The sequence below is a fragment of the Pseudomonas sp. genome (genome assembly GCF_030696055.1).
Classification (GTDB): Bacteria; Pseudomonadota; Gammaproteobacteria; order Pseudomonadales; family Pseudomonadaceae; genus Aquipseudomonas.
Window position 1 is genome coordinate 1 of record NZ_JAUYNP010000249.1, and the last position, 23,484, is coordinate 23,484.

General features: G+C 64.6%; 15 protein-coding genes. 4 read left to right on the top strand and 11 right to left on the bottom strand.

Features of this window, described 5'->3' with window-relative positions; all coding sequences use genetic code 11:
- From mscK to Q8Q83_RS14670, 4 genes are all read right to left on the bottom strand, one after another.
- Nucleotides 1-2,611, bottom strand: a 2,611-nt coding sequence (mscK, locus tag Q8Q83_RS14655) for a mechanosensitive channel MscK (protein WP_305624872.1), incomplete at its 3' end; no start/stop codon positions are given.
- 89 nt (nucleotides 2,612-2,700) lie between these two features.
- A complete protein-coding gene (locus Q8Q83_RS14660; protein WP_305624873.1) occupies nucleotides 2,701-4,446 on the bottom strand; it encodes a potassium/proton antiporter in 1,746 nt (581 codons plus the stop codon).
- Between the two features lie 316 nt (nucleotides 4,447-4,762).
- Nucleotides 4,763-6,580 carry an acyl-CoA dehydrogenase gene (locus Q8Q83_RS14665; protein ID WP_305624874.1) on the bottom strand — a complete coding sequence of 606 codons (1,818 nt, stop codon included), beginning with the start codon at nucleotides 6,578-6,580 and terminating at the stop codon, nucleotides 4,763-4,765.
- A gap of 230 nt (nucleotides 6,581-6,810) precedes the next feature.
- Nucleotides 6,811-7,857, bottom strand: coding sequence for a nitronate monooxygenase family protein (locus Q8Q83_RS14670; RefSeq protein ID WP_305624875.1), 1,047 nt, complete (start codon nucleotides 7,855-7,857; stop codon nucleotides 6,811-6,813).
- Nucleotides 7,858-8,002: 145 nt separating this feature from the next.
- On the opposite strand from Q8Q83_RS14670, the gene Q8Q83_RS14675 reads away from it, so the two are divergent.
- On the top strand, nucleotides 8,003-8,857 hold the full coding sequence (locus Q8Q83_RS14675; protein ID WP_305624876.1) for a 23S rRNA (adenine(2030)-N(6))-methyltransferase RlmJ: 855 nt from the start codon (nucleotides 8,003-8,005) through the stop codon (nucleotides 8,855-8,857).
- A gap of 304 nt (nucleotides 8,858-9,161) precedes the next feature.
- Here the strand turns inward: Q8Q83_RS14675 and Q8Q83_RS14680 are convergent, their stop codons facing one another.
- Complete coding sequence (locus Q8Q83_RS14680) at nucleotides 9,162-10,112, bottom strand: helix-turn-helix domain-containing protein (RefSeq protein WP_305624877.1); 951 nt, start codon at nucleotides 10,110-10,112, stop codon at nucleotides 9,162-9,164.
- Nucleotides 10,113-10,240: 128 nt separating this feature from the next.
- Between Q8Q83_RS14680 and Q8Q83_RS14685 the strand changes: the two genes are divergently transcribed.
- Complete coding sequence (locus Q8Q83_RS14685) at nucleotides 10,241-10,885, top strand: cysteine hydrolase family protein (RefSeq protein ID WP_305624878.1); 645 nt, start codon at nucleotides 10,241-10,243, stop codon at nucleotides 10,883-10,885.
- Between the two features lie 215 nt (nucleotides 10,886-11,100).
- Here Q8Q83_RS14685 and Q8Q83_RS14690 read toward each other — a convergent pair whose 3' ends face one another.
- Complete coding sequence (locus tag Q8Q83_RS14690) at nucleotides 11,101-12,354, bottom strand: HD-GYP domain-containing protein (protein WP_305624879.1); 1,254 nt, start codon at nucleotides 12,352-12,354, stop codon at nucleotides 11,101-11,103.
- 89 nt (nucleotides 12,355-12,443) lie between these two features.
- A complete protein-coding gene (locus Q8Q83_RS14695; RefSeq protein WP_305624880.1) occupies nucleotides 12,444-12,980 on the bottom strand; it encodes a PadR family transcriptional regulator in 537 nt (178 codons plus the stop codon).
- A 126-nt stretch (nucleotides 12,981-13,106) separates the two neighbouring features.
- Between Q8Q83_RS14695 and Q8Q83_RS14700 the strand changes: the two genes are divergently transcribed.
- Nucleotides 13,107-14,756 carry an NAD(P)/FAD-dependent oxidoreductase gene (locus Q8Q83_RS14700; RefSeq protein WP_305624881.1) on the top strand — a complete coding sequence of 550 codons (1,650 nt, stop codon included), beginning with the start codon at nucleotides 13,107-13,109 and terminating at the stop codon, nucleotides 14,754-14,756.
- Nucleotides 14,757-14,796: 40 nt separating this feature from the next.
- Here Q8Q83_RS14700 and msrA read toward each other — a convergent pair whose 3' ends face one another.
- Both msrA and Q8Q83_RS14710 read right to left on the bottom strand, forming a co-directional pair.
- Nucleotides 14,797-15,444: a peptide-methionine (S)-S-oxide reductase MsrA gene (gene msrA, locus Q8Q83_RS14705; protein WP_305624882.1), complete on the bottom strand. Its 648-nt coding sequence runs from the start codon at nucleotides 15,442-15,444 to the stop codon at nucleotides 14,797-14,799.
- A gap of 120 nt (nucleotides 15,445-15,564) precedes the next feature.
- A complete protein-coding gene (locus tag Q8Q83_RS14710) occupies nucleotides 15,565-18,210 on the bottom strand; it encodes a bifunctional diguanylate cyclase/phosphodiesterase (protein ID WP_305624883.1) in 2,646 nt (881 codons plus the stop codon).
- Nucleotides 18,211-18,349: 139 nt separating this feature from the next.
- Between Q8Q83_RS14710 and Q8Q83_RS14715 the strand changes: the two genes are divergently transcribed.
- Nucleotides 18,350-18,820, top strand: coding sequence for a hypothetical protein (locus Q8Q83_RS14715; protein WP_305624884.1), 471 nt, complete (start codon nucleotides 18,350-18,352; stop codon nucleotides 18,818-18,820).
- A gap of 314 nt (nucleotides 18,821-19,134) precedes the next feature.
- Here the strand turns inward: Q8Q83_RS14715 and aceF are convergent, their stop codons facing one another.
- Entirely contained in the window at nucleotides 19,135-20,778 is a 1,644-nt protein-coding gene (aceF, locus tag Q8Q83_RS14720; protein WP_305624885.1) for a dihydrolipoyllysine-residue acetyltransferase, read from the bottom strand.
- An 11-nt stretch (nucleotides 20,779-20,789) separates the two neighbouring features.
- A complete protein-coding gene (aceE, locus tag Q8Q83_RS14725) occupies nucleotides 20,790-23,435 on the bottom strand; it encodes a pyruvate dehydrogenase (acetyl-transferring), homodimeric type (RefSeq protein ID WP_305624886.1) in 2,646 nt (881 codons plus the stop codon).
- Nucleotides 23,436-23,484 lie beyond the last annotated feature (49 nt).

The window sequence follows — 23,484 nt, forward strand, 5'->3', positions numbered from 1 at the left end:
GCAGGGTGGTGGTGGCGTAGGCGCTGCCCTGGGCCAGGTTCAGCCTTGAGAGCACCAGCACTTCGAGCAGACCGGGCAGGTTGCGCGCCAGGGCCACGGTGATGCCGACTATGATCAGCGCGCCGAGCACGTCGCTGAGGCTGATCGGCACCAGGCTGGCGCTGTCGCCGCTGCCGCTGCTGTATTGGTAGAGGGCGATATTGTCCAGGTAGGAGAACACCGAGATCAGGTCGGCCCAGACCCAGTACAGGCCGGCGAGGAAGGTGCCGAGCAGGGCCAGGCGGATCAACCGCAGCGACTGCTGGTTGACCTGCTCGATATCCAGGGTCGGCTCTTCGATGGCCACCTCGCCGTCGACGCCTTCCTTGCTCTGCGCCTGGCGCTTGCTCGCGGCGCGCTGGAAGGCCAGACGCCGCGCCGCCACCGCCAGGCCGCGGACGAAGGTGGCTTCGATGATCTGCCAGATCATCAGCAGGTAGAGGGTATTGATCAGGCGGTCGCTGAGCTTCAACGCGGTGTAGTAGTAGCCGAAACCCACCGCGACTATCAGCGCCAGCGGCAGCAGGCTCAGAGCGGTGCCGATCAGCGTGCGCAAGGCATGCTCGCGGGCCGGGCCGCTGAGCAGCAGTTTGTACAGCAGCCAGGCCATCAGGGCGTAGCAGCCGAGCACCACGGCCAGGCCGATCACGTCATTGGCGAGGCTGGCCGGCTGATGCTCGGCAACCGTCACCACCGCGACCAGGGCCATGACCACCAGCCCCAGGCGGCGGATCTGCCGGTGCAGGAAGGCCACCTGCGGCTGTGGCCAGTGGAAATGCAGCTCGGCCACGCCCGCCGGCGCCAGCATCCGGTACACGGTGTAGAACACCAGCCAGGCCTGGGCCATCTGGAACAGCGCGGCGCCCAGGTTGACGTTCTGCCCGCGCGCATCCATCTGCAGGGCGTAGCCGCACAGGGCCAGGAACAGCGTGCCGGGCAGCGCCAGCAGCAGGTTGAGGAGGATCGCCATGGGCGTGTGCAGTTGGCTGTCGCGCTTGAAGTGGCCGATGTCCTGGTGCAGCTCGTTGAGCTTGCGGTACAGGTAGCCGCGGCGCCACAGCAGCACGGCGATCAACAGCAGCAGCGGCAGGAACAGCAGCGGTCGCTCGACCAGGCCGGCGCCCAGCTGGCTCAGGTTGGAGCCCCAGGGCAGTTCGGCGATCTGCTTTTTCAGCAGGCGCGGCACCGATGTGAACCAGTCCAGGTCCAGCGGCTTGTTGCTGGGAATCCAGAACAGCTGCTCGTCCAGGGTGGTGCGCAGGGCCTGGGCGGTGCTTTGCAGCTGCTTCTGGTTCAGTTGCAGGGTGATCGACTCGTTGAGCAGGGCATTCAGCTCGCGGTTCAGGCGGTCGATCAGCTCGCGGCGGGTGGCGGTGATGTCCAGCAGGTCGGCGCGCAGGCTGGGCGTCTCGGCATCGCCGCTTTGTTGGGCGAGCAGCTGGTCGACATAGGCGCTGGGGTTGTTGATGCTTTCGCGCAGCTGGTTCAGCTCGAACTGGTACAGGCGCAGGTCGGCGATCTGGTTGGCCAGGTCGCTGTCGATCTGCAGCTTGGGCAGTGCCTGCTGTTGCTGGTAGAGAATGCGCGACAGCAGCAGGCTACCCTGCAGCACGCTGATCTGCTCATCCAGGGCCTGGTCGCTCTGGTTGACGCTGTCCAGCTGCTGCTTGGTCTGCAGGTTTTCCCGGGTCAGTTGGTTGAGGCGTTCGGTGGCGCGCAGCAGGTAATCGGAGAGCTTCAGGTTGAGCGCGCTTTCCCGCGCCAGCAGGGTGCCGTCGCCGGCTTTCAGGGCTTCGCGCGACTGCTCGGCGACGGTTTGCTCAGACTGCGCCTGGCGCTTGTCATTGATCAGGGTCTGCAGGTCGAGCAGTTCCTGCTCGATGCGCCGGATGTGCTCTTCGAGCAGGGTTCGGCGGCTGTTGCCGAGGTCCTGCAACTGGCTGTTGCCGGCCAGCTCCTGGCGGCGCAACTGGGTCTGCGCCTCCAGCTTGGCCAGTTCGGCGTTGAGCAGGTCGCGGCGTTCGGCGCTCAGCGGCTTGCCGCCATCCTTGCCGCTTTTCAGGCTGTTGTTGATGGCCTGGCTGCGGGTCTGGTTGCTGCTGATCTCGGCCTGGGCGCGTTCCGGACGGGTCTGCGCGGTGATGATCAGGCTGTTGGCTTCAATCAGCTGCTTTTGCCACTGGTTCAACTGGTTGTTGCGCTCGGCGAGCAATGGCTCCAGCTGCGCCACCGGGCTTTTGCCAAAGCGCTGGTTGACCGGGGTGGTTTTGCTGGCCTTCAGCCGCTCGAATTCGCGCCGGGCTTCGCTAATCAGGCGCGGCGCCTGCTCCAGCTGTTTTTGCAGGTCGTGCAGGGCCTGCTGGCTGGCGGCCTGCTCGGTCAGCAGTTCCAGGGTTTTTTCCAGGGTCTGCTTGAGCGCCTGCTGCTCGGCTTCCGGCAGTTTGCGCTCGGCCAGGGTTTCCAGATTGCGCTGCACGGCGGCGCTGTTCGGTGCTTCGGCGGCGTGCAGCAGGGGCGCGCAGAGGCACAGCCCGAGCAGGGTGGCGGCAAAGTAGGAGCGTAAAGAAGGCATAGGGATGATCGTACGGCTCAAAAAAGATGCTGAGTCTAACAGGCTGCGCAACAGCCGTTGCGTGCGCCCCCGCAAGCCGTTAGAACCTGTTAGAGGAATAGGCCCGGGCCGGGGCGGGCCCCTTCGGGGAATTTGACGCCGACCTTGCGTACCTTGTTGCCGTCCATCGCCGCCACCGTCCAGGTCAGGCCTTGCCATTCCACCTGGTCGCCGATCACCGGTTCGCCGCCGATCTGGTGGGCGATAAAGCGCCCTAGGTGCAGCTGGCCTTCGGCACCCTGCAGTTGCAAGCCATACAGGGTGGCCACGGCGGCCAGCTGGGCATCGCCTTCCAGGATGAAATCGCCGAAGAAACGCAGGTCCTGGCCGCGCTTGGGCGCCTGGCTGAACAGCTTGCCGAGGGCCGGCAGGTCATGTTCATGGCCGACCACGCAGAGCAGGTCGCCGGCTTCCAGGCTGGTGCTGCCGGAGGGGTGCAGCAGTTCCTTGTTGCGAAACAGCGCGGCGATGCGCGTGCCCTCGGGCATCTTCAGCTCGCGCAGGGGCGCGCCTATGCACCATTTCTCGGCGCCCAGGCGGTAGATAAACAGCTCCCACTGGCTGGTCGGGTACACTTCCAGGCCGGCGCGGGAGACCGGCGCCGGGTCCGGCGGCACCGTGACCTTGAGCAGCTTGGCCGCCCAGGGCAGGCTGGTGCCCTGCAGCAGCAGGGACACCAGCACGATAAAGAAGGCCACGTTGAAGAACAGCTGGGCGTTCGGCAGCCCGGCCATCAGCGGGAACACCGCGAGAATGATCGGCACCGCGCCGCGCAGGCCGACCCAGGCGATAAAGGCCTTCTCGCGGTCGTGGAAGGCGCGGAACGGCAGCAGGCCGAGGAACACCGACAGCGGCCGGGCGAACAGTATCATCCACAGCGCCAGGCCCAGGGCCGGCAGGATGATCGGCAGCAGCTCGTGGGGGGTGACCAGCAGGCCGAGGACCAGGAACATGCCGATCTGCGCCAGCCAGGTCAGGCCGTCGAGTATGTGCAGGATGCCGTGACGCGAGCGGATCGGCCGGTTGCCCAGCAGCAGGCCGCACAGGTAGATGGCGAGGATGCCGCTGCCGCCTACGGCGTTGGTGATGGCGAAGATCATCAGGCCGCCGCTGACCACCAGCAGCGGATACAGGCCGTTGGCCAGGCTCATGCGGTTGACCACCTGCAGCAGCAGCCAGGCGCCGCCCAGGCCGAGCAGGGCGCCGATACCGAACTCGCTCAGCAGCTCCACGACGAAATGCCAGCCGAGCTCGGCCTGCCCCGCGGCGAGCATCTCGATCAGGGTCACGGTGAGGAACACCGCCATCGGATCGTTGCTGCCGGATTCGATCTCCAGGGTGGCGCTGACCCGCTCGTTGAGGCCGCGCCCGCCGAGCAGGCTGAACACCGCCGCGGCATCGGTGGAGCCGACTATGGCGCCGATCAGCAGGCCTTCCATCCAGCTCAGCTCGAACAGCCAGGCGGCGGCGATGCCGGTCAGCCCGGCGGTGACCAACACGCCGACCGTGGCCAGGGACAAGGACGGCCACAGCGCCACGCGGAAGCTCGCGACCCGCGTGCGCATGCCGCCGTCGAGCAGGATGATCGCCAGCGCCAGGTTGCCGACCAGATAGGCCAGCGGGTAATTATCGAAGACGATGCCGCCGGGGCCATCGGTGCCGGCCAGCATGCCGACCGCGAGGAAAATCACCAGGATGGGGATGCCGAAACGCGAGCCGAATGCACTGACCAGAATGCTCATGGTCACCAGCATTGCACCGATCAAGAACAGATTATTGATGGTGGTGGCGTCCAAGGGCGTACTCCGGGCGAATGGGCGGGGGCGCCCCTGCAATGCAGAGGTCATGCCGGATTCTAACCGCTGCCTTTACCGGGCTGTCAAAAAAACGCCCCGCAGGAGCGAGGCATTGTTTAGGGGGTGGCAATCAACTGCGTAGGGTGGGGCGCCTGTCCCGGTCGGCCTGCACCCGCATCTCTCGATTGCGCCGTAACCCACCACAGTGCCCGATCTGGACTAGACATTGGTGGGTTACGCGGCGCTCGCTCAGCGCGGCACGTCAAACATCGATTTTCCTGCGCCGCTAACCCACCCTAGGGTCAACCGATAAGCCTTAGAACCAGGCGTCCTGCATGCCCAGGCAGGTGTCGTCACGGGCTTCCAGTAGGGCCAGGTCGTGGTGGCAGCTCGGCACTTCCCAGGTCAGGAAATAGCGCGCGGCTTGCAGCTTGCCTTTATAGAAGTCGGCATCCGCCGGGTTACCGGCCGCCAGACCCTGTTCGGCCTTGATCGCCTGCTCCAGCCAGCGCCAGCCGATCACCAGATGGCCGAACACCTTCAGGTACAGCGCCGAGTTGGCCAGGCCCTGATTGACCTTGCCGCTCATCAGGTCGCCCAGCAGCGCCAGGGTCACCGCCGACAGGCGCGCCAGCAGTTGCTCCAGGGGTTGGCGCAGGGCGTTTAGCGACTCGTGTGCTTCGGCGCGTTGGCAGGTGCCCTGGATCAGCTTGACCAGTTGCTTGAGCGCCGCGCCGCCATTCATCGACACCTTACGGCCGAGCAGGTCCAGCGACTGGATGCCGTGGGTGCCTTCGTGAATGGGGTTCAAGCGGTTGTCGCGGTAGTACTGCTCCACCGGGTAATCGCGGGTATAGCCGTGGCCGCCGAGAATCTGGATCGCCAGCTCGTTGGCCTTCAGGCAGAACTCCGAAGGCCAGGATTTGACGATCGGGGTGAGCAGATCCAGCAGCTCCAGGGCGCTGCGTCGCTCTTCCTCGGTGGCCAGGGTCTGGGTGTCGTCGAACAGCCGCGCGGCATACAGGCCGAGGTCGAAGGCGCCTTCCACATAGGCTTTCTGGGTCAGCAGCATGCGCCGCACATCGGCGTGCTCGATGATCGCCACCTGGCTGGAAGTCGGGTCCTTGCCGTCCGGCAGGCGACCTTGGGGGCGCTGGCGGGCGTAATCGAGGGAGTACAGATAGCCGGCGTAGCCGAGCATCACCGCGCCCATGCCGACGCCGATGCGCGCCTCGTTCATCATCTGGAACATATAGGACAGGCCTGCGTGCGGCTTGCCCACCAGATAGCCGACGCAGCCGCCGTTATCGCCCCCCGCGTTATCACCAAAGTTGAGCGCCGTGGAGGTGGTGCCGCGCCAGCCCATCTTGTGGAACAGCCCGGCCAGCACCACGTCGTTGCGCGGGCCCAGGCTGCCGTCGTCGTTGACCAGGAACTTCGGCACGATAAACAGGCTGATGCCCTTCACCCCGGGCGGTGCGTCCGGCAGCTTGGCCAGCACCATATGCACGATGTTCTCGCTCAATGGATGGTCGCCGCCGGAGATAAAGATCTTGTTGCCCTTGATCCGGTAGCTGCCGTCCGCAGCGGGTTCAGCCTTGGTGCGGATATCCGACAGGGAGGAGCCGGCGTGGGGCTCGGTCAGCGCCATGGTGCCGAAGAAGCGCCCCTCGATCATCGGCTGTAGAAAGCGCTGCTTCTGCTCGGCACTGCCAAAGGTCTCGATCAGGTTGGCCGCGCCCATGGTCAGAAAGGGGTAGGAGGTGGTCGCAGCATTCGCCGACTGGAAGTGGGCGAAGCAGGCCTGCGACAGCAGATTGGGCAGCTGCATCCCGCCAGTTTCGAAGTCCCTTGTGGCATTGAGGAAGCCGGCCTCGAGGAAGGCGTCCACCGCTGGCTTGACCTCGGGGATCAGCACGGCGGCGCCGTCGACATACTCGGGCTCGTGCTCGTCGTTCTTGCGGTTGTGCGGGGCGAACAGCTTCTCGGCGATGCTGCGGGCGGTGTCGATGGCCGCGTCGAAGGTCTCGCGGCTGTGCTCGGCAAAGCGCTCACGCTGGGTCAGGGCTTCGGCGTCCAGCACCTCAAAAAGTTCGAAGGCCAGGTTGCGGGAGCTGAGCAGGGACTCGGACATGGGAATACCTCCATTTAGGATGCGCCGAGTCTAAGCAGCCCCAGGCGAGGCTCCCAGCACTATCAATAAGCGTGATAACTGGCCGTTGGGCAGGGTTGCGGCTCGGGAGCTTAGGCGTACAAGCGTTTTGCCGTTGCCTTGGTAGGAGCCAGCTTGCTGGCGATGCTGTTGATCGGCTGCTTGCCAGCAAGCTGGCTCCTACAGGCTGGATCAACGGCTAAAAGCGCGGGCTACCGGGCCACAAAGCCTTTAGCCAGTTCGGCGGTCAGTTCGGCGGCGGCTATGGCCTTGCAGCCGCTGGCATTCTGCCCGGCCCACAGCGGCGAGAAGTCGCCGCTGCCCAGGCTTTCCGCCTTGCTGCGCAGCGGCGCTATGGCTGCGGTGGCCAGGGGGAAACCTGGCGCCGTGGGGCTAAGCGGGCCCAGTTCACGCATCAGCCGGTTGACTATGCCGCGTGCCGGGCGGCCGCTAAATAGATTGGTCAGCGCCGTATGCCGAGCCTCTGGCCCGTTTAGCGCGGCGCGGTGCACGGCGCTGGTGGTGGCTTCCGGGCAGCACAGGTAGGCGGTGCCGATCTGCACCCCGGCAGCGCCCAGGGCCATGGCGGCGCGTACGCCTCGGGCGTCGGCGATACCGCCGGCGGCTATCACCGGCAGGCGCACGGCCTGGACCATCTGCGGCAGCAGGGCGAAGGTGCCCAACTGGCGGCTGATATCCCTATCCAGGAAGTGGCCGCGATGGCCGCCGGCTTCCAGGCCCTGGGCGATAATCGCGTCCACGCCCCGCTCTTGCAGCCATAGCGCTTCCTCGACCGTGGTGGCCGAGCTGAGCACCTTGGCCCCACAGGCTTTGACCCGGGCCAGCAGCTCGGCCGAGGGCAGGCCGAAGTGGAAGCTCACCACAGCCGGACGGAACTCTTCCAGCACCTCGGACATTTCGCCGCTAAACGGCTGCCGACCTGGGCCGGCGGCGATGCTCGCCGGGTCGATACCGAACTCGGCGTAATAAGGAGACAGGGCGCTGCGCCAGGCGGCTTCGCGCTGCGGGTCGGCTGGCGCCGGGCTATGGCAGAAGAAGTTCAGGTTAAACGGCTTAGCGGTCTTGGCCCTGAGCGCGCTCAGCTCGCTACGCAAGCCGGCGGCGTCGAGCATGGCGCAGGGCAGCGAGCCCAGGGCGCCGGCATTCGACACGGCAGCGGCCAGGGCGTGGTTCTGCACCCCGGCCATGGGGGCCTGGATCAAGGGCAAGTCGATACCCAGCAACTCTTGCAGTTTCATCGCAAACTCCATGGCGATTTCTACCCAACTCCCTTGGGCCGGGAGGCATTACCTTAGCCAGTGGCGGGCGGCTATGGCCAGTGCAAATGCTGGCGCGGCAGTTTTGTAGCGGCCTGTTAAACTGTGCGGCCACAGGAGTCCGCCGATGAACTACCGCCACGCCTTCCACGCCGGCAACCATGCCGATGTACTGAAACACTACGTCTTGAGCCGCCTGATCGCCCTGCTGTCACGCAAGGAGGCGCCCTTCGCCTACCTCGACAGCCATGCCGGCGTCGGCCTGTACGACCTGCAAGGCGATGCGGCCAGCCGCACCGGCGAGTGGCTGCAAGGCATAGCGCGGCTGTGGCAGGCCACGGAGGTGCCGGACCCACTGCTCGACTACCTGGAAGTGATACGCGCCATGAACCCCGATGGCGTGCTGCGCCATTACCCCGGCTCGCCGGAGCTGGCGCGCCTGCTGACCCGCGAGCAGGACCGCCTGCACCTGAACGAGAAACACCCGGAAGACGGCCGCCTGCTCAAGGAAAATATGACCGGCGACCGCCGCGTGGCCGTGCACCTGGGCGAAGGCTGGCATGTGCCGCGCGCTCTGCTGCCGACCCGGGAGAAGCGCGCGCTGCTGCTGATCGACCCGCCGTTCGAACAGACCGACGAAATGGAGCGCTGCGCCCAGTCCCTCAGCGAAGCCATAAGCCGTATGCGCCAGGCGGTGGTGGCGATCTGGTACCCGATCAAGGACCTGCGCCAGCTCAAGCGCTTCTACAACGACCTGCAAAAGAGCAAGGCGCCCAAGCTGCTGCGGGTCGAACTCTATGTGCACCCCACCGACGAAGCCGCGCGCCTGAACGGCTCCGGCCTGGTGATCAGCAACCCGCCTTGGGGCCTGGAAGACGAACTCAAGCAGATCCTGCCCTGGCTGGCCCAGCTGCTGGGGCAAAGCCAGGGCGGCTGGCGGATGGATTGGTTGATCGAGGAAGCTCCAAGCGGTAAGCCATAAGCTCCGGGCTCGAGCACGTAGGCTGGGTTAAGCGCAGCGCTACCCATCGCGTTATCAGCCCCCAGTGCTTGATCAACGTGGATCAATAACCGCTTATTGCGGGTGTGCTTGCCGGCGCACTCAGGGCGGCCCGTGCCATCGGCTTTACCGGCAAACCCAGACAACCGGATAGAGGTTGCACGACCAAGTTGCCCGGCCATCCGCGCCGGCAAGGTGATCGACGTGTTCCCCTGTAGGCACAGGACGCCGAGGCCCTGCCGTAGCAGGCAGTCGTAGGCTGGGTTTTAGCCCGCCAGGGCGAGGCTTAAATGCCGCGGAAGCTGCGCCGGTATGCCCTTGGCGACACGCCAAGGGCGACGTTGAACTGTTGGCGCAGGGACACCGACGAGCCGAAACCGGCCAGGATGGCGATGGCTTCCACTGGCTGATCGGTGCTTTCCAGCAGACGTTGGCTCAACGCCACCCGTTCGGCCTGCAGCCAGTTGCCCAGGGTGCTGCCGGTCAGTTGGCGGAAATGCCGGGTAAAGGTGCGGCGGCTCATCAAGGCGCGCTCGGCAAGGCTGTCCAGGCTGTGGGCCTGATGCAGGTGTTCGCGCAGCCAGTCGAGCAGGCCGGCCAAACGGTCGTCCCGCGCGGTGGCCGGCAGCGGCTGCTCGATGAACTGCGCTTGCCCGCCTTGGCGATGCGGCGGCACCACCAAGCGCCGCGCCACCTTGTTCGCCACTTCGGCGCCGCAGTGCCGGCGCAGCAGGTGCAGGCAGCAGTCAATCCCGGCGGCGGTGCCGGCCGAGGTCAGCAGTTCGCCGTCATCAATATAGAGCACATCGGCATCCACCTCGACGGCGGGAAAGCGTCGGGCGAACTCCTTGGCCAGCGCCCAGTGCGTGGTCGCCTTACGACCGTCGAGCAGGCCGGTTTCGGCCAGCACGAAGGCGCCCAAGCACAGGCCAACCAGTTGGGCGCCACGCCGATGGGCTGCCACCAGCGCATCGAGCAACGCCTGCGGCGGCCGCTCCTGTGTGTCGCGCCAGCTCGGCACTATCACCGTCTGCGCCCCGTGCAATGCTTCCAGGCCATGCTCGACGGCCAGGCTGAAGCCGGCAGTAGTGCTCAGAGGACCCTCCTCGACGGCGCAGACCTTCAGCTCGAACGCCGCCTCTTTCGGACTGAATTCGCCGAACACCATGCAGGGTACGGACAGGTGGAAAGGGCTGATCTGGTTGAAGGCGACCACCGCCACGACATGCTTGTGCACGAAATATCTGCCTGTTTGCGGGTCAATGAGTTGGCCCGATAATAGCGGAGTTTGTCATTCGGGCCACTCACGGGCTAGGCGTCGGCGGGTGAAGAATCTGCCTCACACCAACCATGAGGATCGCCACTATGACTCAGCAGCCCCGCCGCGCCCTGATCGTTATCGATGTGCAGAACGAATACGTCACCGGCAACCTGTTGATCGAGTACCCGGACGTGAACCAGTCCCTCGCCAATATCGCCAAGGCCATGGATACCGCCCAGACCGCAGGAATTCCGGTCGTGGTGGTGCAGCATCTGGCGCCGGAGACCGCGCCGCTGTTCGCCCGGGGTAGCGAGCAGGCCGAACTGCACCCACTGGTCGCCGGCCGCCACCGCGATCACCTAGTCGAGAAAAACGTCGCCAGCGCCCTGACCGGCACCGATCTCGGCGCCTGGCTGCGCGAGCGGCAGATCGACACCCTGACCGTGGTCGGCTACATGACCCACAACTGCAACGACGCCACCGTGCGCCAAGCCAAGCATGAAGGCTGGAACGTTGAGTTGCTGCACGATGCTTCTGGCTCATTGCCCTATGTGAACAGCCTGGGCGCGGCGACCGCCGAGGAGATTCATCGGGTGTTTACCCTGGTCATGCACACCGGCTTCGCCGCCGTGCTGAGCACCGAGCAATGGTTGCGGGCCTTGGAAAGCGGCGAGGTGCCGCAAGCGGATAACGTCTACCTGTCCAATCGGCGGGCCTTGGGGCAAACCCAGGTACGCGAAAGCGCCTGATTGACCGTTGATCCGAGCCCACCCGCGCCACGTGGCATTAGGGCACAACCCGTAGGTGGCTTGAGCTTCGCGATACCCATCGGGTTAAAAGGCTATCTGCCGTCTGCATTTAACTCGCCGTGTATCGCGGCTACCCGGTGAGTTTTGCGGGCCTCGGTCGGGCCAGGAGGGTTACGCCGCTACACGCTCCTCCCTGGAGCATGCATGGGCGGCTCTTAGGGCAGCGGCTGGCGTGGTTCGACGTAGTAACTGAGCTGCTGGCGCGGGTTGAGGTAGTCCAGTTCCGCCGGCGCTAGTTGCGCCGGGCGTACGCTGCGGGCGATCGCTAGCTGGGGCTCGTGCTCAAGGTTGACGATCAGGGCTTCTTCCTTGGGTACCTCGGGGTCGTAGAGGATCAGCGTCGGCTTGAGCGGCAGGCTCGGGTGCATGCCCAGCACCAGGCCGTGGCGGCCGTTGTCCAGCTGCACCAGGCTGCCCGGCGGGTAGATGCCCATGCAACGGATAAAGGCTCGCAGCGCGACCTCGTCGAAGCGTTGGCGTTGCTGGTTGAACATGGTCGACAGCGCCTCGTGCGGGCTCAGGCCATCGCGCGGGTTGAGCGGGTTGCACAGGTTGTCGAAGTGGTTGGTGATGCACACCACCCGGCTCAGCCGACCGATCGCCGCTTCACTCAGGCCGCGCGGGTAGCCGCTGCCGTCGCAGTACTCGTGGTGCTCGTGAAGGATGCGCAGCACCTCGTCGTCCAGCATCAGCTGCTGACCGCGGCGCAGGCCGAACTCGCTGTGCAGTTGCAGCAACTGCTGCTCCGGGCGGGTCAGGGGTTCGGCCTTGAGCAGCACCTTGCTCGGCACCTCCAGCTTGCCCATGTCATGCAGCAGCGCGCCGAGGCCGAGGATATGGCAGGCCTCGGCATCGAAGCCAAGTTGGCGGCCGAGCAGCATCGACAGCACCGTGACGTTCAGCGGGTGGGAGTAGGCGTTATCGGCGGCCTTGCCGTTGATGCTGTGCAGCGCGGCGCCGTCTTCGCCGAGCATGGCCTCGACCAGGGCGCCGACCACCGCGCCGGCCTGCTTGATGGCGTCTTCCGGGCGGTTGCGCAGGGTCTGGTTGAGCGCCTTGACCTGCTTGCTGGCCTGGATAAATTTGCGGTCCACCTCGGCCAGGCGCTTGCGCAGCACGCTGAGCTTGGCCGCGCGCAGCTGGCGCGCTTGCTCCTCGGCGCTGGGTGGCGGCGCTTCGGCTGGTGCTTCTATCGGCGCGGGCTGCGGCGTCCGGGGCACGCAGTCGCTGCGCGCGGGGTCATAACGCAGGCGTTGCAGGCCCAGCGCGCGCAGCGCCTTGATCTGCGCTTCGTCCTTGATCTTGAAATTGCTGAAGGCGAAGTTGTGCTCCCACCAGGCCAGTTCGAGTTGGATATATAGGCCGACACAGAGCTGATCGGGCGTGATATAGGCGGGCGCTTCAGGCATAGCGGACTCGGTAGGGCGGCTGGGCTGGTGGCTATTGGCTTGCAGTCTAGCGGTTTGCTTATGACCTGGCATCCAGCCCACCGTCGCTGCTAGTCGCGGCCCAGTTCCTGCTCGACTTCAGCGGCCCAGGCCAGCCAGGACTGTTCGCCGAGTATGCCGCGGCGCAGGGTCAGGTAGGGCAGGCGCAGGGCGCTGCGTTGCTCGTCGGGCAGGGCGCGGTAGTCGCGCTCGATGTTCAGCAGGCTGTCCAGGGTCTTGCGGTGTACCGCCACGTGCCGCTGCATTTCCTCGCGCAGGTTATCCAGCGAGGTATGGGCGCCGGCATACAGCTTGACCAGCAGCGCATCGTTGATCGTGTTCGGTTGCACCGGCTCGCCCAGCCAGCGCAGCAGCTCGGCGTGGCCGGTCGGGGTCAGGCGGTAGATCTTCTTGTCCGGGCGGGTTTCCTGGGCCTCGGCCTCGAACTCCAGCCAGCCGGCCTCGTTGAGCTTCTTCAGTTCCAGGTAGACCTGCTGGTGCTTGGCGTTCCAGAAGTAGCCGAGGCCATCCTTGAAGCGCTTGAGCAGGTCGTAGCCGCTGCCGGGTTCGCTTTCCAGGAGGATAAGAATGGCGTGCTTGAGCGACATGGGCGGATTTCACGGGGCAGATAAAGGGTGCGCGGCAGTATACGGATTATGCAAAAAGTTGCATTAGACAGAATGCCTGCCTAGTATGCAAAAAATTGCATAATAACAATAGCGCAGGAGCCTCTTATGAAACGCACCGGTACCCGCTTCCGTCCGCGCCTGCTCGGCAACGACTACGACGCCATTATCATCGGCTCCGGTATCGGCGGCCTGACCACCGCGGCGCTGCTGGCCAAGCTAGGCAAGCGGGTGTGCGTGCTGGAGCAGCACTACACCGCCGGCGGCTACACCCACAGCTACGAGCGCGAAGGCTACGAGTGGGACGTGGGCGTGCATTATATCGGCGAGGTGCACAAACCCTGGTCGGCGATCCGGCGGATCTTCGATGTGATCTCAGGCGGCAAGCTCGAATGGGCGCCGATGGACGCCCATTACGACCGCATAGTGATAGGCGAGCAGACCTACGACTACGTGGCCGGGCGCGAGGAGTTCAAGGCGGAGATAAAGCGCCATTTTCCCGAGGACGCTAGCGCGATTGACCGCTATGTCGAGCTGCTTAGCGAGGTCAGCGCCCGGGTGCCGCGTTTCTTCGCCGGCCAGGCTTTGCCGCGTTCCCTGGGCATGCTCTACGCCAGGCTGCGCCGCCTGTGGCTGCCGGCCTACTTCTTCAAGACCACCCGCGAAGTGCTCGAAGGCCTGACCCAGAACCAGCAGCTGATCGGCGTGCTCACCGCCCAGTGGGGCGACTACGGCCTGCCGCCGGCTGAGGCGGCCTTCGTCATGCACGCCATGGTCGCCAAGCACTACATCACCGGCGGTAACTACCCGGTGGGCGGTGCGACGAAGATTTCCGAGACCATCATCCCGGTGATCGAGGCGGCCGGCGGCCAGGTGTTCACCTATGCCGGGGTCGACAAGATACTGGTCGAGAATGGTCGTGCGGTCGGGGTGCGTATGCTGAAGGGTGGCCTGGAAATCCGCGCCCCGCAGATCGTCAGCTGCGCCGGCCTGGTGCCCACCTATACCCGTCTGATCGACCACCAGGTGGCGAGCGAATATGGCCTGTTGGCGCCGCTGCGAAAGGTCAAACTGTCGGCCGCCACCCTGTGCCTGTACGCCGGCTTTAAGGGCAGCGCCGCCGAGCTGAAGCTGCCGAAGACCAACTATTGGGTCTACCCGAGCCATGATCACGACCATAACGTCAGCAGCTTTATGGCCGGGCAGAACCCGGCGATGCCGCTGATTTATATCAGCTTCCCCTCCGCCAAGGACCCGGCCTGGGATGCCCATTACCCGCACAAGGCCACGGTGGAGATCGTTGCGCCGACCCAGCCGCAGTGGTTCGCCCAGTGGAAGGGCAGCACCTGGGGCAAGCGCGGCGCCGAGTACGAGGCGTTCAAGGCCGAGCTCACTGCGCAGCTGCTGGAAACCCTGTACCGCCACCAGCCGCAACTGCGCGGCGCGCTGGACTTCTGCGAGCTGGGCACGCCGCTGTCCACCGAGTGGTACCAGTGGAACGAGGAAGGCGAGATCTACGGCATCGACCACAGCGTGCAGCGTTTCGAACAGCACTGGATTCACAGCCAGACGCCGATCAAGGGTCTCTATCTGACCGGGGCGGATACGGTGACCGCCGGAGTCGGCGGCGCGCTGATGGCCGGGGTGCTAACCGCCACCCGCATGCTCGGTTGGCGCGGCTATCGGATCGGGGCGCTGTTGAAGAACTGGATGCCTGGGGCGAAAGCCGAGGGGGCGCAGCAGCCCCAGGTGCTGTGACGCTCTGGCAGGTCTAGGGCTACCTAGACCTGCTCGCCTATTAGCTTGGCAGACAGACCCCGGTGCCGCCCAGGCCGCAATAACCGCCCGGATTTTTCGCCAGGTATTGCTGGTGATAGGCCTCGGCATAGTAGAAGGGCGGCGCCTCGCGGATTTCCGTGGTGATGGGGCCGAAGCCGGCCTTGGCCAGTTCGGCTTCGAACTGCGCCTGGCTGGCCTGCGCCGCGGCCAGTTGTTCGACGCCATAGCAGTAGATGGCCGAGCGGTATTGGCTGCCGATATCGTTGCCCTGACGCATGCCTTGGGTCGGGTTGTGCGCTTCCCAGAAGACTTTCAGCAGCGTTGCATAGCTGATCTGCCGAGGGTCGAACAGCACCAGCACCACCTCGGTGTGGCCGGTCAGGCCCGAGCAGGTTTCCTCGTAGCTGGGGTTGGGCGTATGGCCGCCGGCATAGCCGACCGCGGTGCTCCACACGCCCGGCTGCTGCCAGAAGCGCCGCTCGGCGCCCCAGAAACAGCCCAGGGCGAATACCGCTTGTTGCAGGCCGGCGGGAAATGGCCCCTGCAGCGGGTTGCCGTTGACGAAATGGGCCGCCGGCACCGCCATGGCTTCGGCGCGGCCGGGCAGGGCTTGCTCGGCCGTGGGCAGTTCGAGTTTATGGGCGAGAATCTGTGAGCGCAAAACCATGGGGGCCTCCGGGGCAACTTCAAGCTGCATGTTAAGCACAGCAGTCGGTGTAGGAGCCAGCTTGCTGGCGATGCGTTTGACCTGCAGGGGTCGCCAGCAAGCTGGCTCCTACAAGGTAATTTAGCGCCGAGCGGGATAACGTTTCAGGCTTTCCAGCAGATCACGTCCGGCAATCGGCCTGTCGAACAGGTAGCCCTGGCCGATATCGCAGCGCTGGCTGCGCAGGAAGCCCAGTTGGGCGGCGGTTTCGACGCCTTCGGCGACCACCTTGAGCTTGAGGTTGTGGGCCATGGCGATCACCGCCGAGGTGATCTCCATATCGTCCTGATCCTGCGGAATATCCTGGATAAAGCTGCGGTCGATCTTGATCACGTCGATGGGGAATTTCTTCAGGTAGCTGAGCGACGAGTAGCCGGTGCCGAAGTCGTCCATGGCCAGGGTCAGGCCCAGGCTCTTCAGGCGGCTGAGCTGGTGGCGGGTGTCGTCGGTGGCTTCCAGCAACAGGCTCTCGGTCAGCTCCAGTTCCAGCTGCCTTGGATCGAGCTGTTCTTCCTGCAGGATGGCGGCGATTTCACCGACCAGATCGGGGTCGGAGAACTGCTTGGGCGACAGGTTGATGGCCATCTGCAGGCTGCCGTGGCCGATGGCGCCGAGTTGCTTGCTCATGCGGCAGGCCTGGCGCACCACCCATTTGCCGATGGGGATGATCAGGCCGGTTTCTTCCGCTACGCCGATAAATTTGTCCGGGCTGATCATGCCCTTTTCCGGGTGATGCCAGCGCAGCAGGGCTTCCATGCCCAGCAGCTGGCCGCTCTTCAGGCACAGCTTGGGTTGGTAGAAGACTTCCAGCTCGTTCTGCATCAGGGCGCGGCGCAGGTTGTTCTCGACGAACAGCTTGTAGTGCGCCTCGGCATTCAGGGCTTCGGTAAACACCTGCAGCTGGTTTTTGCCGTTGGCCTTGGCTTTGTGCAGGGCCAGGCCGGTGTGCTTCATCAGGGTCTGCGGGTCGGTGCCGTGGGCGGGAGCGCAGGCCAGGCCGATCGAGCCGGTGACGCTGATCAGCTGGTTGTCGACGAACAGTGGCTTGTCCAGGGTGTGCAGCACCTGCTGGGCGATCCGCTGGCTGTCTTCGAGGCTGGCGCTGTCGAGCAGGATGGCGAATTCGTTGCTGGCGAAACGCGCCAGGATATTCACGCTTTTCAGGCTGTTGCGCAGACGCCGGGCCAGGCTGCTGAGCAGCTTGTCGCCGGTCTGGTGGCCGAGGCTGTCGTTGATCCGTTTGAAGTTGTCGATGTCCACCAGCAGCAGGCTGATCGGCTTGTCCGGGCTGTCGGCAAAGTGGCTTTCCAGGGCGCGGATAAAGGCGTAGCGGTTGCCCAGGCCGGTGAGGTTGTCGCGAAAGGCCAGGCGCTCGATATATTGCTGCGCCTGTCTGCTGGCGGTGATGTCTTCGTAGATGCCGATAAAGTGGGTCAGGCGGCCATCGTCGGCATGCACCTTGGACAGCGACAGATGGCCCCAGTAAGGCTCGAGGTTCTTGCGCCGGCTCTTGAATTCGCCTTGCCAGCTATTGTGCTCGGCCAGATTGGGGCCGGCATCGAACAGCAGCTCGCTGAGGTTTTCCAGGGCGGGCATTTCCGACAGGCGCCGGCCCTGCACTTCGCCGGCGCTGTACAGAGTGATGGCGGTGAAGCTGGGGTTCACGTACTCCACCAGGCCGTCGCGATCCAGCAGGATAAAGGCGCTGGAGCTCTGCTCGACGGCGCGCTGGAACAGGTGCAGGGTGCTGGTGGCCATGCGCCGCTGCTGGCTGCTAAGAACCTGGGCGTACTGGTCGGCCAGCTCGCCGGCGAAGGCGATTTCGTCGGGCTGCCAGGTGCGCGGCGCGCCTATATGTTCCAGGCACAGCACGCCGACCACTTCACCCTCGACGCGGATGCTGGCGTCGAGCATGGCGGTGATGCCCAGGGGCTGCAGGTAGTCGGCGCTCAGTTCGCGGGTGCGCGGGTCCTGCTGCGCATCGTGGGCATCCAGGGCGCGGCCGCTTTGCAGGGCGTGCAGGTAATTGGGGTAGGGGCTGGCATCTATGGCGGCCGGCTCTATATGTTGTCCGAGCTCGCGCAGGTACAGGGCCACGGGTTGCAGCTGCTGGCCGTGCAGGCTCCAGATTCCGGCGCGGGCCACGCCGTAGGTGTCGCAGGCGCTCTTGCTGATCAGTTCGGCGGCTTCGCGCAGCGGGTTGTGCTCGCCGTAGTGGTGGCGCGCCAGCTGCACTATCAGGCTACGCTGGGCCTGGGAGCGGCGCTGCTGTTGCTGCAGTTCGGCCTGGCTGCGCTGGTACAGGGCCAAGGCCTGCTGGGCCGGTTCGGGGTTGTTGTGCAGGGGCAGCAGGTAGCCGTGGAGCATCTGGCGGCCATGCTGGTTGAAGGCTTCGCCCATTTCCAGCAGGCGCAGGGGGCCATGGGGCGTATGCAGGCTGTAGCTCACCGCGTAATGCTTGTGCGCGGCCAGCTGTTGCGCAATCTCGTCATGCAGCTGATAACGGGCCGCCGGCTCCATCAGGCTGGCGTAGGGCGAGTCGAGCAGGGCGCAGAGCTCCTGGGCGGGAATGCCCAACTGCTGTTCGCAGGCCGCGTCGAGATAGAGCAGGGTCCAACTGGCCTCGTTCAAACGTTCGAAACGCAACATGCCGAGGCGCGAGGGCACGGGCAACTGCGTCACAACCTCGGCCGCTAAACGACTTGCGGCATCGGGATGGTTTTTCATTCCGTGGCGGGCTTCCAGTATGCTGACCGAGGCGAGGGCCTCGGCCCACTTCACTTATCGCGTCGGCTAAGGGTGCATCATGCAATTGCGACTGACAAGAAAACTAATAGGCGCAGTGTTGTTAAGCAGCTGCCTGGGGATGTCTGCGGCATTTGCCGGTGAGCTGGGTGCGGGGCTGAGCAGTACCGAACAGAGCCATTATCTGGCCGAGCTGAAACGCTTGTACCTGACCCAGGATGAGCGCCAGGCGTTGCTCGCCCATAGCAACGATCTGCTGAAAACCTATGCCCTGCGCGCGGCCTATCAGGTCGGCCAGGCGCAACGCCAGGATCGCCTGTATCAGCTGAGCCTGGCCGGCTCCGGCGAGTTGCTGCTGCGTGAGGAAGTGCGCGGGCAGAACGGCACCGATATCGCCGTGCACAACCGGCTGATCAGCCTGTTCGGCGCCGATCCCTATGTGCGCTACGAGTGCCCGGCGAGCGGCATCAGCTGCGTACTGCATAACCCCAACGATGGCAGCCCGCTGCTCAGCATAGTGCGCGACCATAAGGGCGCGGCCGAGCTGGCCAAGGCCCTGAGCTTTCTGATTCGCAATCTGCAAAAAGGCTAGGCCGGTCGTTGTAGGGTGGACATGGCAGCGCCTTGTCCGCTCTGCGGCCTGCATGGCGGACAAGCCTTGCGGCATGTCCGCCCTACGCACTGTGCCATGGTGGTAAAGGCAAAAATGGCCGGGAGCCATTTTTAACGTCGCGCAGCGACGGCCGGAGGTGGCTGCCATGGATGGCAAGCCACAAAAACGCCGGGAGCGTTTTTGCGCGCAAGCCCCGAAGGGGTGAAGCACATGGATGTGCTGAACACAAAAAAAACCCCGCCAAAGTGGCGGGGTCGAGGATACGAGCGTGGCGTGCTCGAAAGTTGAAGCGGTTACAGCAGCATGGTGCGGATATCCGCCAGGACGTCGGCGAGGCGCTTGGTAAAGCGCGCCGCGGCGGCACCGTTGATCACCCGGTGGTCGTAGGACAGCGACAGCGGCAGCATCAGTTTGGGCTGGAAGGCCTTGCCATCCCACACCGGCTGGATGGTCGCCTTGCTCACCCCGAGGATTGCCACTTCCGGCGCGTTGACGATAGGTGTGAAGCCGGTACCGCCGATATGGCCGAGGCTGGAGATGGTGAAGCAGGCGCCCTGCATATCATCGGCTGACAGCTTCTTGGTCCGCGCCTTTTCCGCCAGGGCGGCGGCTTCGGCGGCCAGCTGCAGCAGGCTCTTCTGATCGACGTTCTTGATCACGGGTACCAGCAGGCCATCCGGGGTGTCCACGGCGAAGCCGATGTGCACGTATTTCTTGCGGATGATCGCCTTGCCGCTCGGCGCCAGCGAGCTGTTGAAGTCCGGCAGTTCCTTGAGCAGGAAGGCGCAGGCCTTGAGCAGCAACGGCAGCACGGTGAGCTTGACCCCGGCCTTTTCCGCCACGGCTTTCTGCGCCACGCGGAAGGCTTCCAGCTCGGTGATATCGGCCGAGTCGAACTGGGTCACGTGCGGCACGTTGAGCCAGCTGCGATGCAGGTTAGCGGCGCCGACCTGCATCAGGCGGGTCATCGCCACTTCTTCGATTTCACCGAACTTGCTGAAGTCCACGGTCGGAATCGGCGGGATGCCGGCGCCGCCGATTGCGCCAGTCGGCGCTTGCTTGGCCTTCTGCATCATGGCTTTGACGTGGGCTTGCACGTCTTCCTTGAGCACGCGACCCTTGGGGCCTGTGCCAGGCACGGCCGACAGCTCGACGCCGAACTCGCGAGCGAGCTGACGCACGGCCGGGCCCGCATGCACTTTGCTGCCGCTGGCGGCTGCAGGCGCGGCGGCAACGCTGGCGGCAGCCGCGGCCAGCGAGGCGATGGCGCTGACTTCGGCGACTACCGCAGGGTGTGCGCCGGCGGGCGTTGTATGCACGGCAGGCGCTTGCGCAGGTGCTGGCGCTGGAGCGGCGGCAGGTGCGCTGCCGGCCACTTTCAGCTTGAGGATGAAATCGCCAGTGCCGACTTCGTCTTCCAGCTTGACGCCGATGCTTTCCACCACGCCGGCGACCGGCGAGGGGATTTCCATGCTGGCCTTGTCCGACTCCAGGGTAATCAGCGACTGGTCGGCTGCGACCGAGTCGCCGACCTTGACCAGTATTTCGATGATCTTGGCCTTGCCGTCCGAGCCGATATCCGGCACGTGGATATCCTGCACGCTGCTGCTCGCCGCCGCGGCAGGCGCGGCAACCGGAGCCGGCGCTTGCGCGGCTTGCGGCGCGGCGGCCGGAGCAGCAGCGGCTGGCGCAGCGGCTGCTGCACCTTCGACTTCCAGCTCCAGCAGTTCGTCGCCTTCTTTCAGACGGTCGCCCAGCTTGATTTTCAGGCTCTTGATCACCCCGGCTTTGGGCGCCGGGATCTCCATGCTGGCCTTGTCCGACTCCAGAGTCAGCAGGCTCTGGTCGGCTTCGATGCGATCGCCAACCTTGACGAACAACTCGATCACTTCACCCTCACCGCTGCCGATGTCGGGTACGCGAATAACTTCACTCATCGTTTCGCTCCTCAGCAGTCCAGTGGGTTGATTTTTTCCGGGTTGATGCCGAACTTGGCGATGGCCTCGGCCACCACTTTAGGTTCGATATCACCACGGTCGGCGAGGGCTTCCAGTGCGGCCAGGACCACCCAGTTGCGGTCCACTTCGAAGAAGTGACGCAGCTTCTTGCGGGTGTCGCTGCGGCCGAAACCGTCGGTACCCAGGACCTTGTATTCCTTGCTCGGCACCCACTGGCGGATCTGGTCGGCGAACAATTTCATATAGTCGGTGCTGGCGATGACCGGGCCCTGACGGCCGCTCAGGCACTGCTCGACATAGGACTGCTTGGGCTTGTGCTCCGGGTGCAGGCGGTTCTGCCGCTCCACTGCCAGGCCGTCGCGACGCAGTTCGTTGAAGCTGGTGACGCTCCATACATCGGCGCCGACATTGAACTCGTCGCGCAGGATCTTCGCCGCCTCGCGCACTTCGCGCAGGATGGTGCCCGAACCGAGCAGCTGCACGTGGTGCGCCGCTTCGCGCTTGTCTTCCTCGAGCAGGTACATGCCCTTGATGATGCCTTCCTCGACCCCGCTCGGCATGGCCGGCTGCTGGTAGGACTCGTTCATCACGGTGATGTAATAGAAGATGTTCTGCTGCTCTTCGGTCATCTGCCGCGTGCCTTCACGGATGATCACCGCCAGCTCGTAGCCGTAGGTCGGATCATAGGTGCGGCAGTTGGGGATGGTCGCGGCCATGATGTGGCTGTGACCGTCTTCGTGCTGCAGGCCTTCGCCGTTCAGGGTGGTGCGGCCGGCGGTACCGCCGATCAGGAAGCCACGGGTGCGGCTGTCGCCAGCGGCCCAGGCCAGGTCGCCGATACGCTGGAAACCGAACATCGAGTAGAAGATATAGAACGGCAGCATCGGCTGGTTGTGGCAGCTGTAGCTGGTACCTGCGGCGATAAAGGAACTCATGGCGCCGGCTTCGTTGATGCCTTCCTCGAGGATCTGCCCCTTCTTGTCCTCGCGGTAGAACATCACCTGGTCTTTATCCACCGGCTCGTACAGCTGGCCGACCGAGGAGTAGATGCCGAGCTGACGGAACATGCCTTCCATACCGAAGGTACGCGCTTCGTCCGGGATGATCGGAACGATGCGCTGACCCAGATCCTTGTCCTTGACCAGCTGCGCGAGGATGCGCACGAAGGCCATGGTGGTGGAGATTTCACGGTCGCCGGAACCGTCGAGGATGGCCTTGAGGGTATCCAGCGGCGGGGTCGGGATGCTGAAGCTGTTGGCCCGACGCTGCGGCACGAAACCGCCCAGGGCGGCACGCCGCTCGTGCAGGTATTTGTATTCGGCGCTGCCCGGTTCCGGCTTGAAGAACGGCAGGCTCTCCAGCTGATCATCCTTGACCGGAATGTCGAAGCGGTCGCGGAATTTCTTCAGGCTGTCGACATCGACCTTCTTGGTGTTGTGCGCGGTGTTCTTCGCTTCACCGGCGCCGGTGCCATAACCCTTGACGGTCTTGGCCAGGATCACGGTCGGCTGGTCTTTGTGGTTGACCGCCTGGTGGTAGGCCGCATAAACCTTGTACGGGTCGTGGCCGCCGCGGTTGAGCTTCCAGATTTCATCGTCGGAGAGGTCTTTGACCATCTCTTTCAGCTCGGGGCTGTTGAAGAAATGCTCGCGGACGAAGGCGCCGTCTTTGGCCTTGTAGTTCTGGTACTCGCCGTCTATCACTTCGTCCATGCGGCGCTGCAGGATGCCGTCGACGTCCTTGGCCAGCAGCGGGTCCCAGAAACGGCCCCAGACCACCTTGTTGACGTTCCAGCCGCCACCACGGAATACGCCTTCCAGTTCCTGGATGATCTTGCCGTTGCCGCGCACCGGGCCGTCGAGGCGCTGCAGGTTGCAGTTGATGTGGAAGATCAGGTTGTCCAGCTTCTCGCGGCCAGCCAGGGAGATCGCGCCAAGCGATTCCGGCTCGTCGCACTCGCCGTCGCCCATAAAGCACCAGACCTTCTGCTTGCCGGCGGGGATAAAGCCGCGCGCTTCCAGGTACTTCATAAAGCGTGCCTGGTAGATCGCCTGAATCGGGCCGAGACCCATGGATACGGTAGGGAACTGCCAGAAGTCCGGCATCAGCCAGGGGTGCGGGTAGGACGACAGACCTTGACCATCGACTTCCTGGCGGAAGTTGTTCAGCTGGTCTTCGCTGATGCGGCCTTCCATAAAGGCGCGGGCATACACGCCCGGCGAGGCATGGCCCTGGAAGAAGATCAGGTCGCCGCCGTGCTCGTCGGTCGGAGCCTGGAAGAAGTAGTTGAAGCCGATGTCATACAGGGTCGCCGAGGAGGCGAAGCTGGAGATATGGCCGCCCAGATCCGAGTCGTGCAGGTTGGTGCGCATCACCATGGCCAGGGCGTTCCAGCGCACCAGCGAGCGAATGCGGCGTTCCATAAACAGGTCGCCAGGCATGCGTGCTTCGTGGGTTACCGGGATGGTGTTGCGGTACGGCGTGGTGATCGCGTAAGGCAGCTGTGAACCACTGCGGGTGGCCAGCTCGCCCATACGGGTCATCAGGTAATGTGCGCGGTCTTCACCCTCGTGATCGAGGACGGACTCAAGGGCGTCCAGCCATTCCTGGGTTTCGACGGGATCGAGGTCTTGCATGGCTTGCTCCAGGGCGGAAAGGCTTCCAGAATCGGAGGCCAGGGTTCGC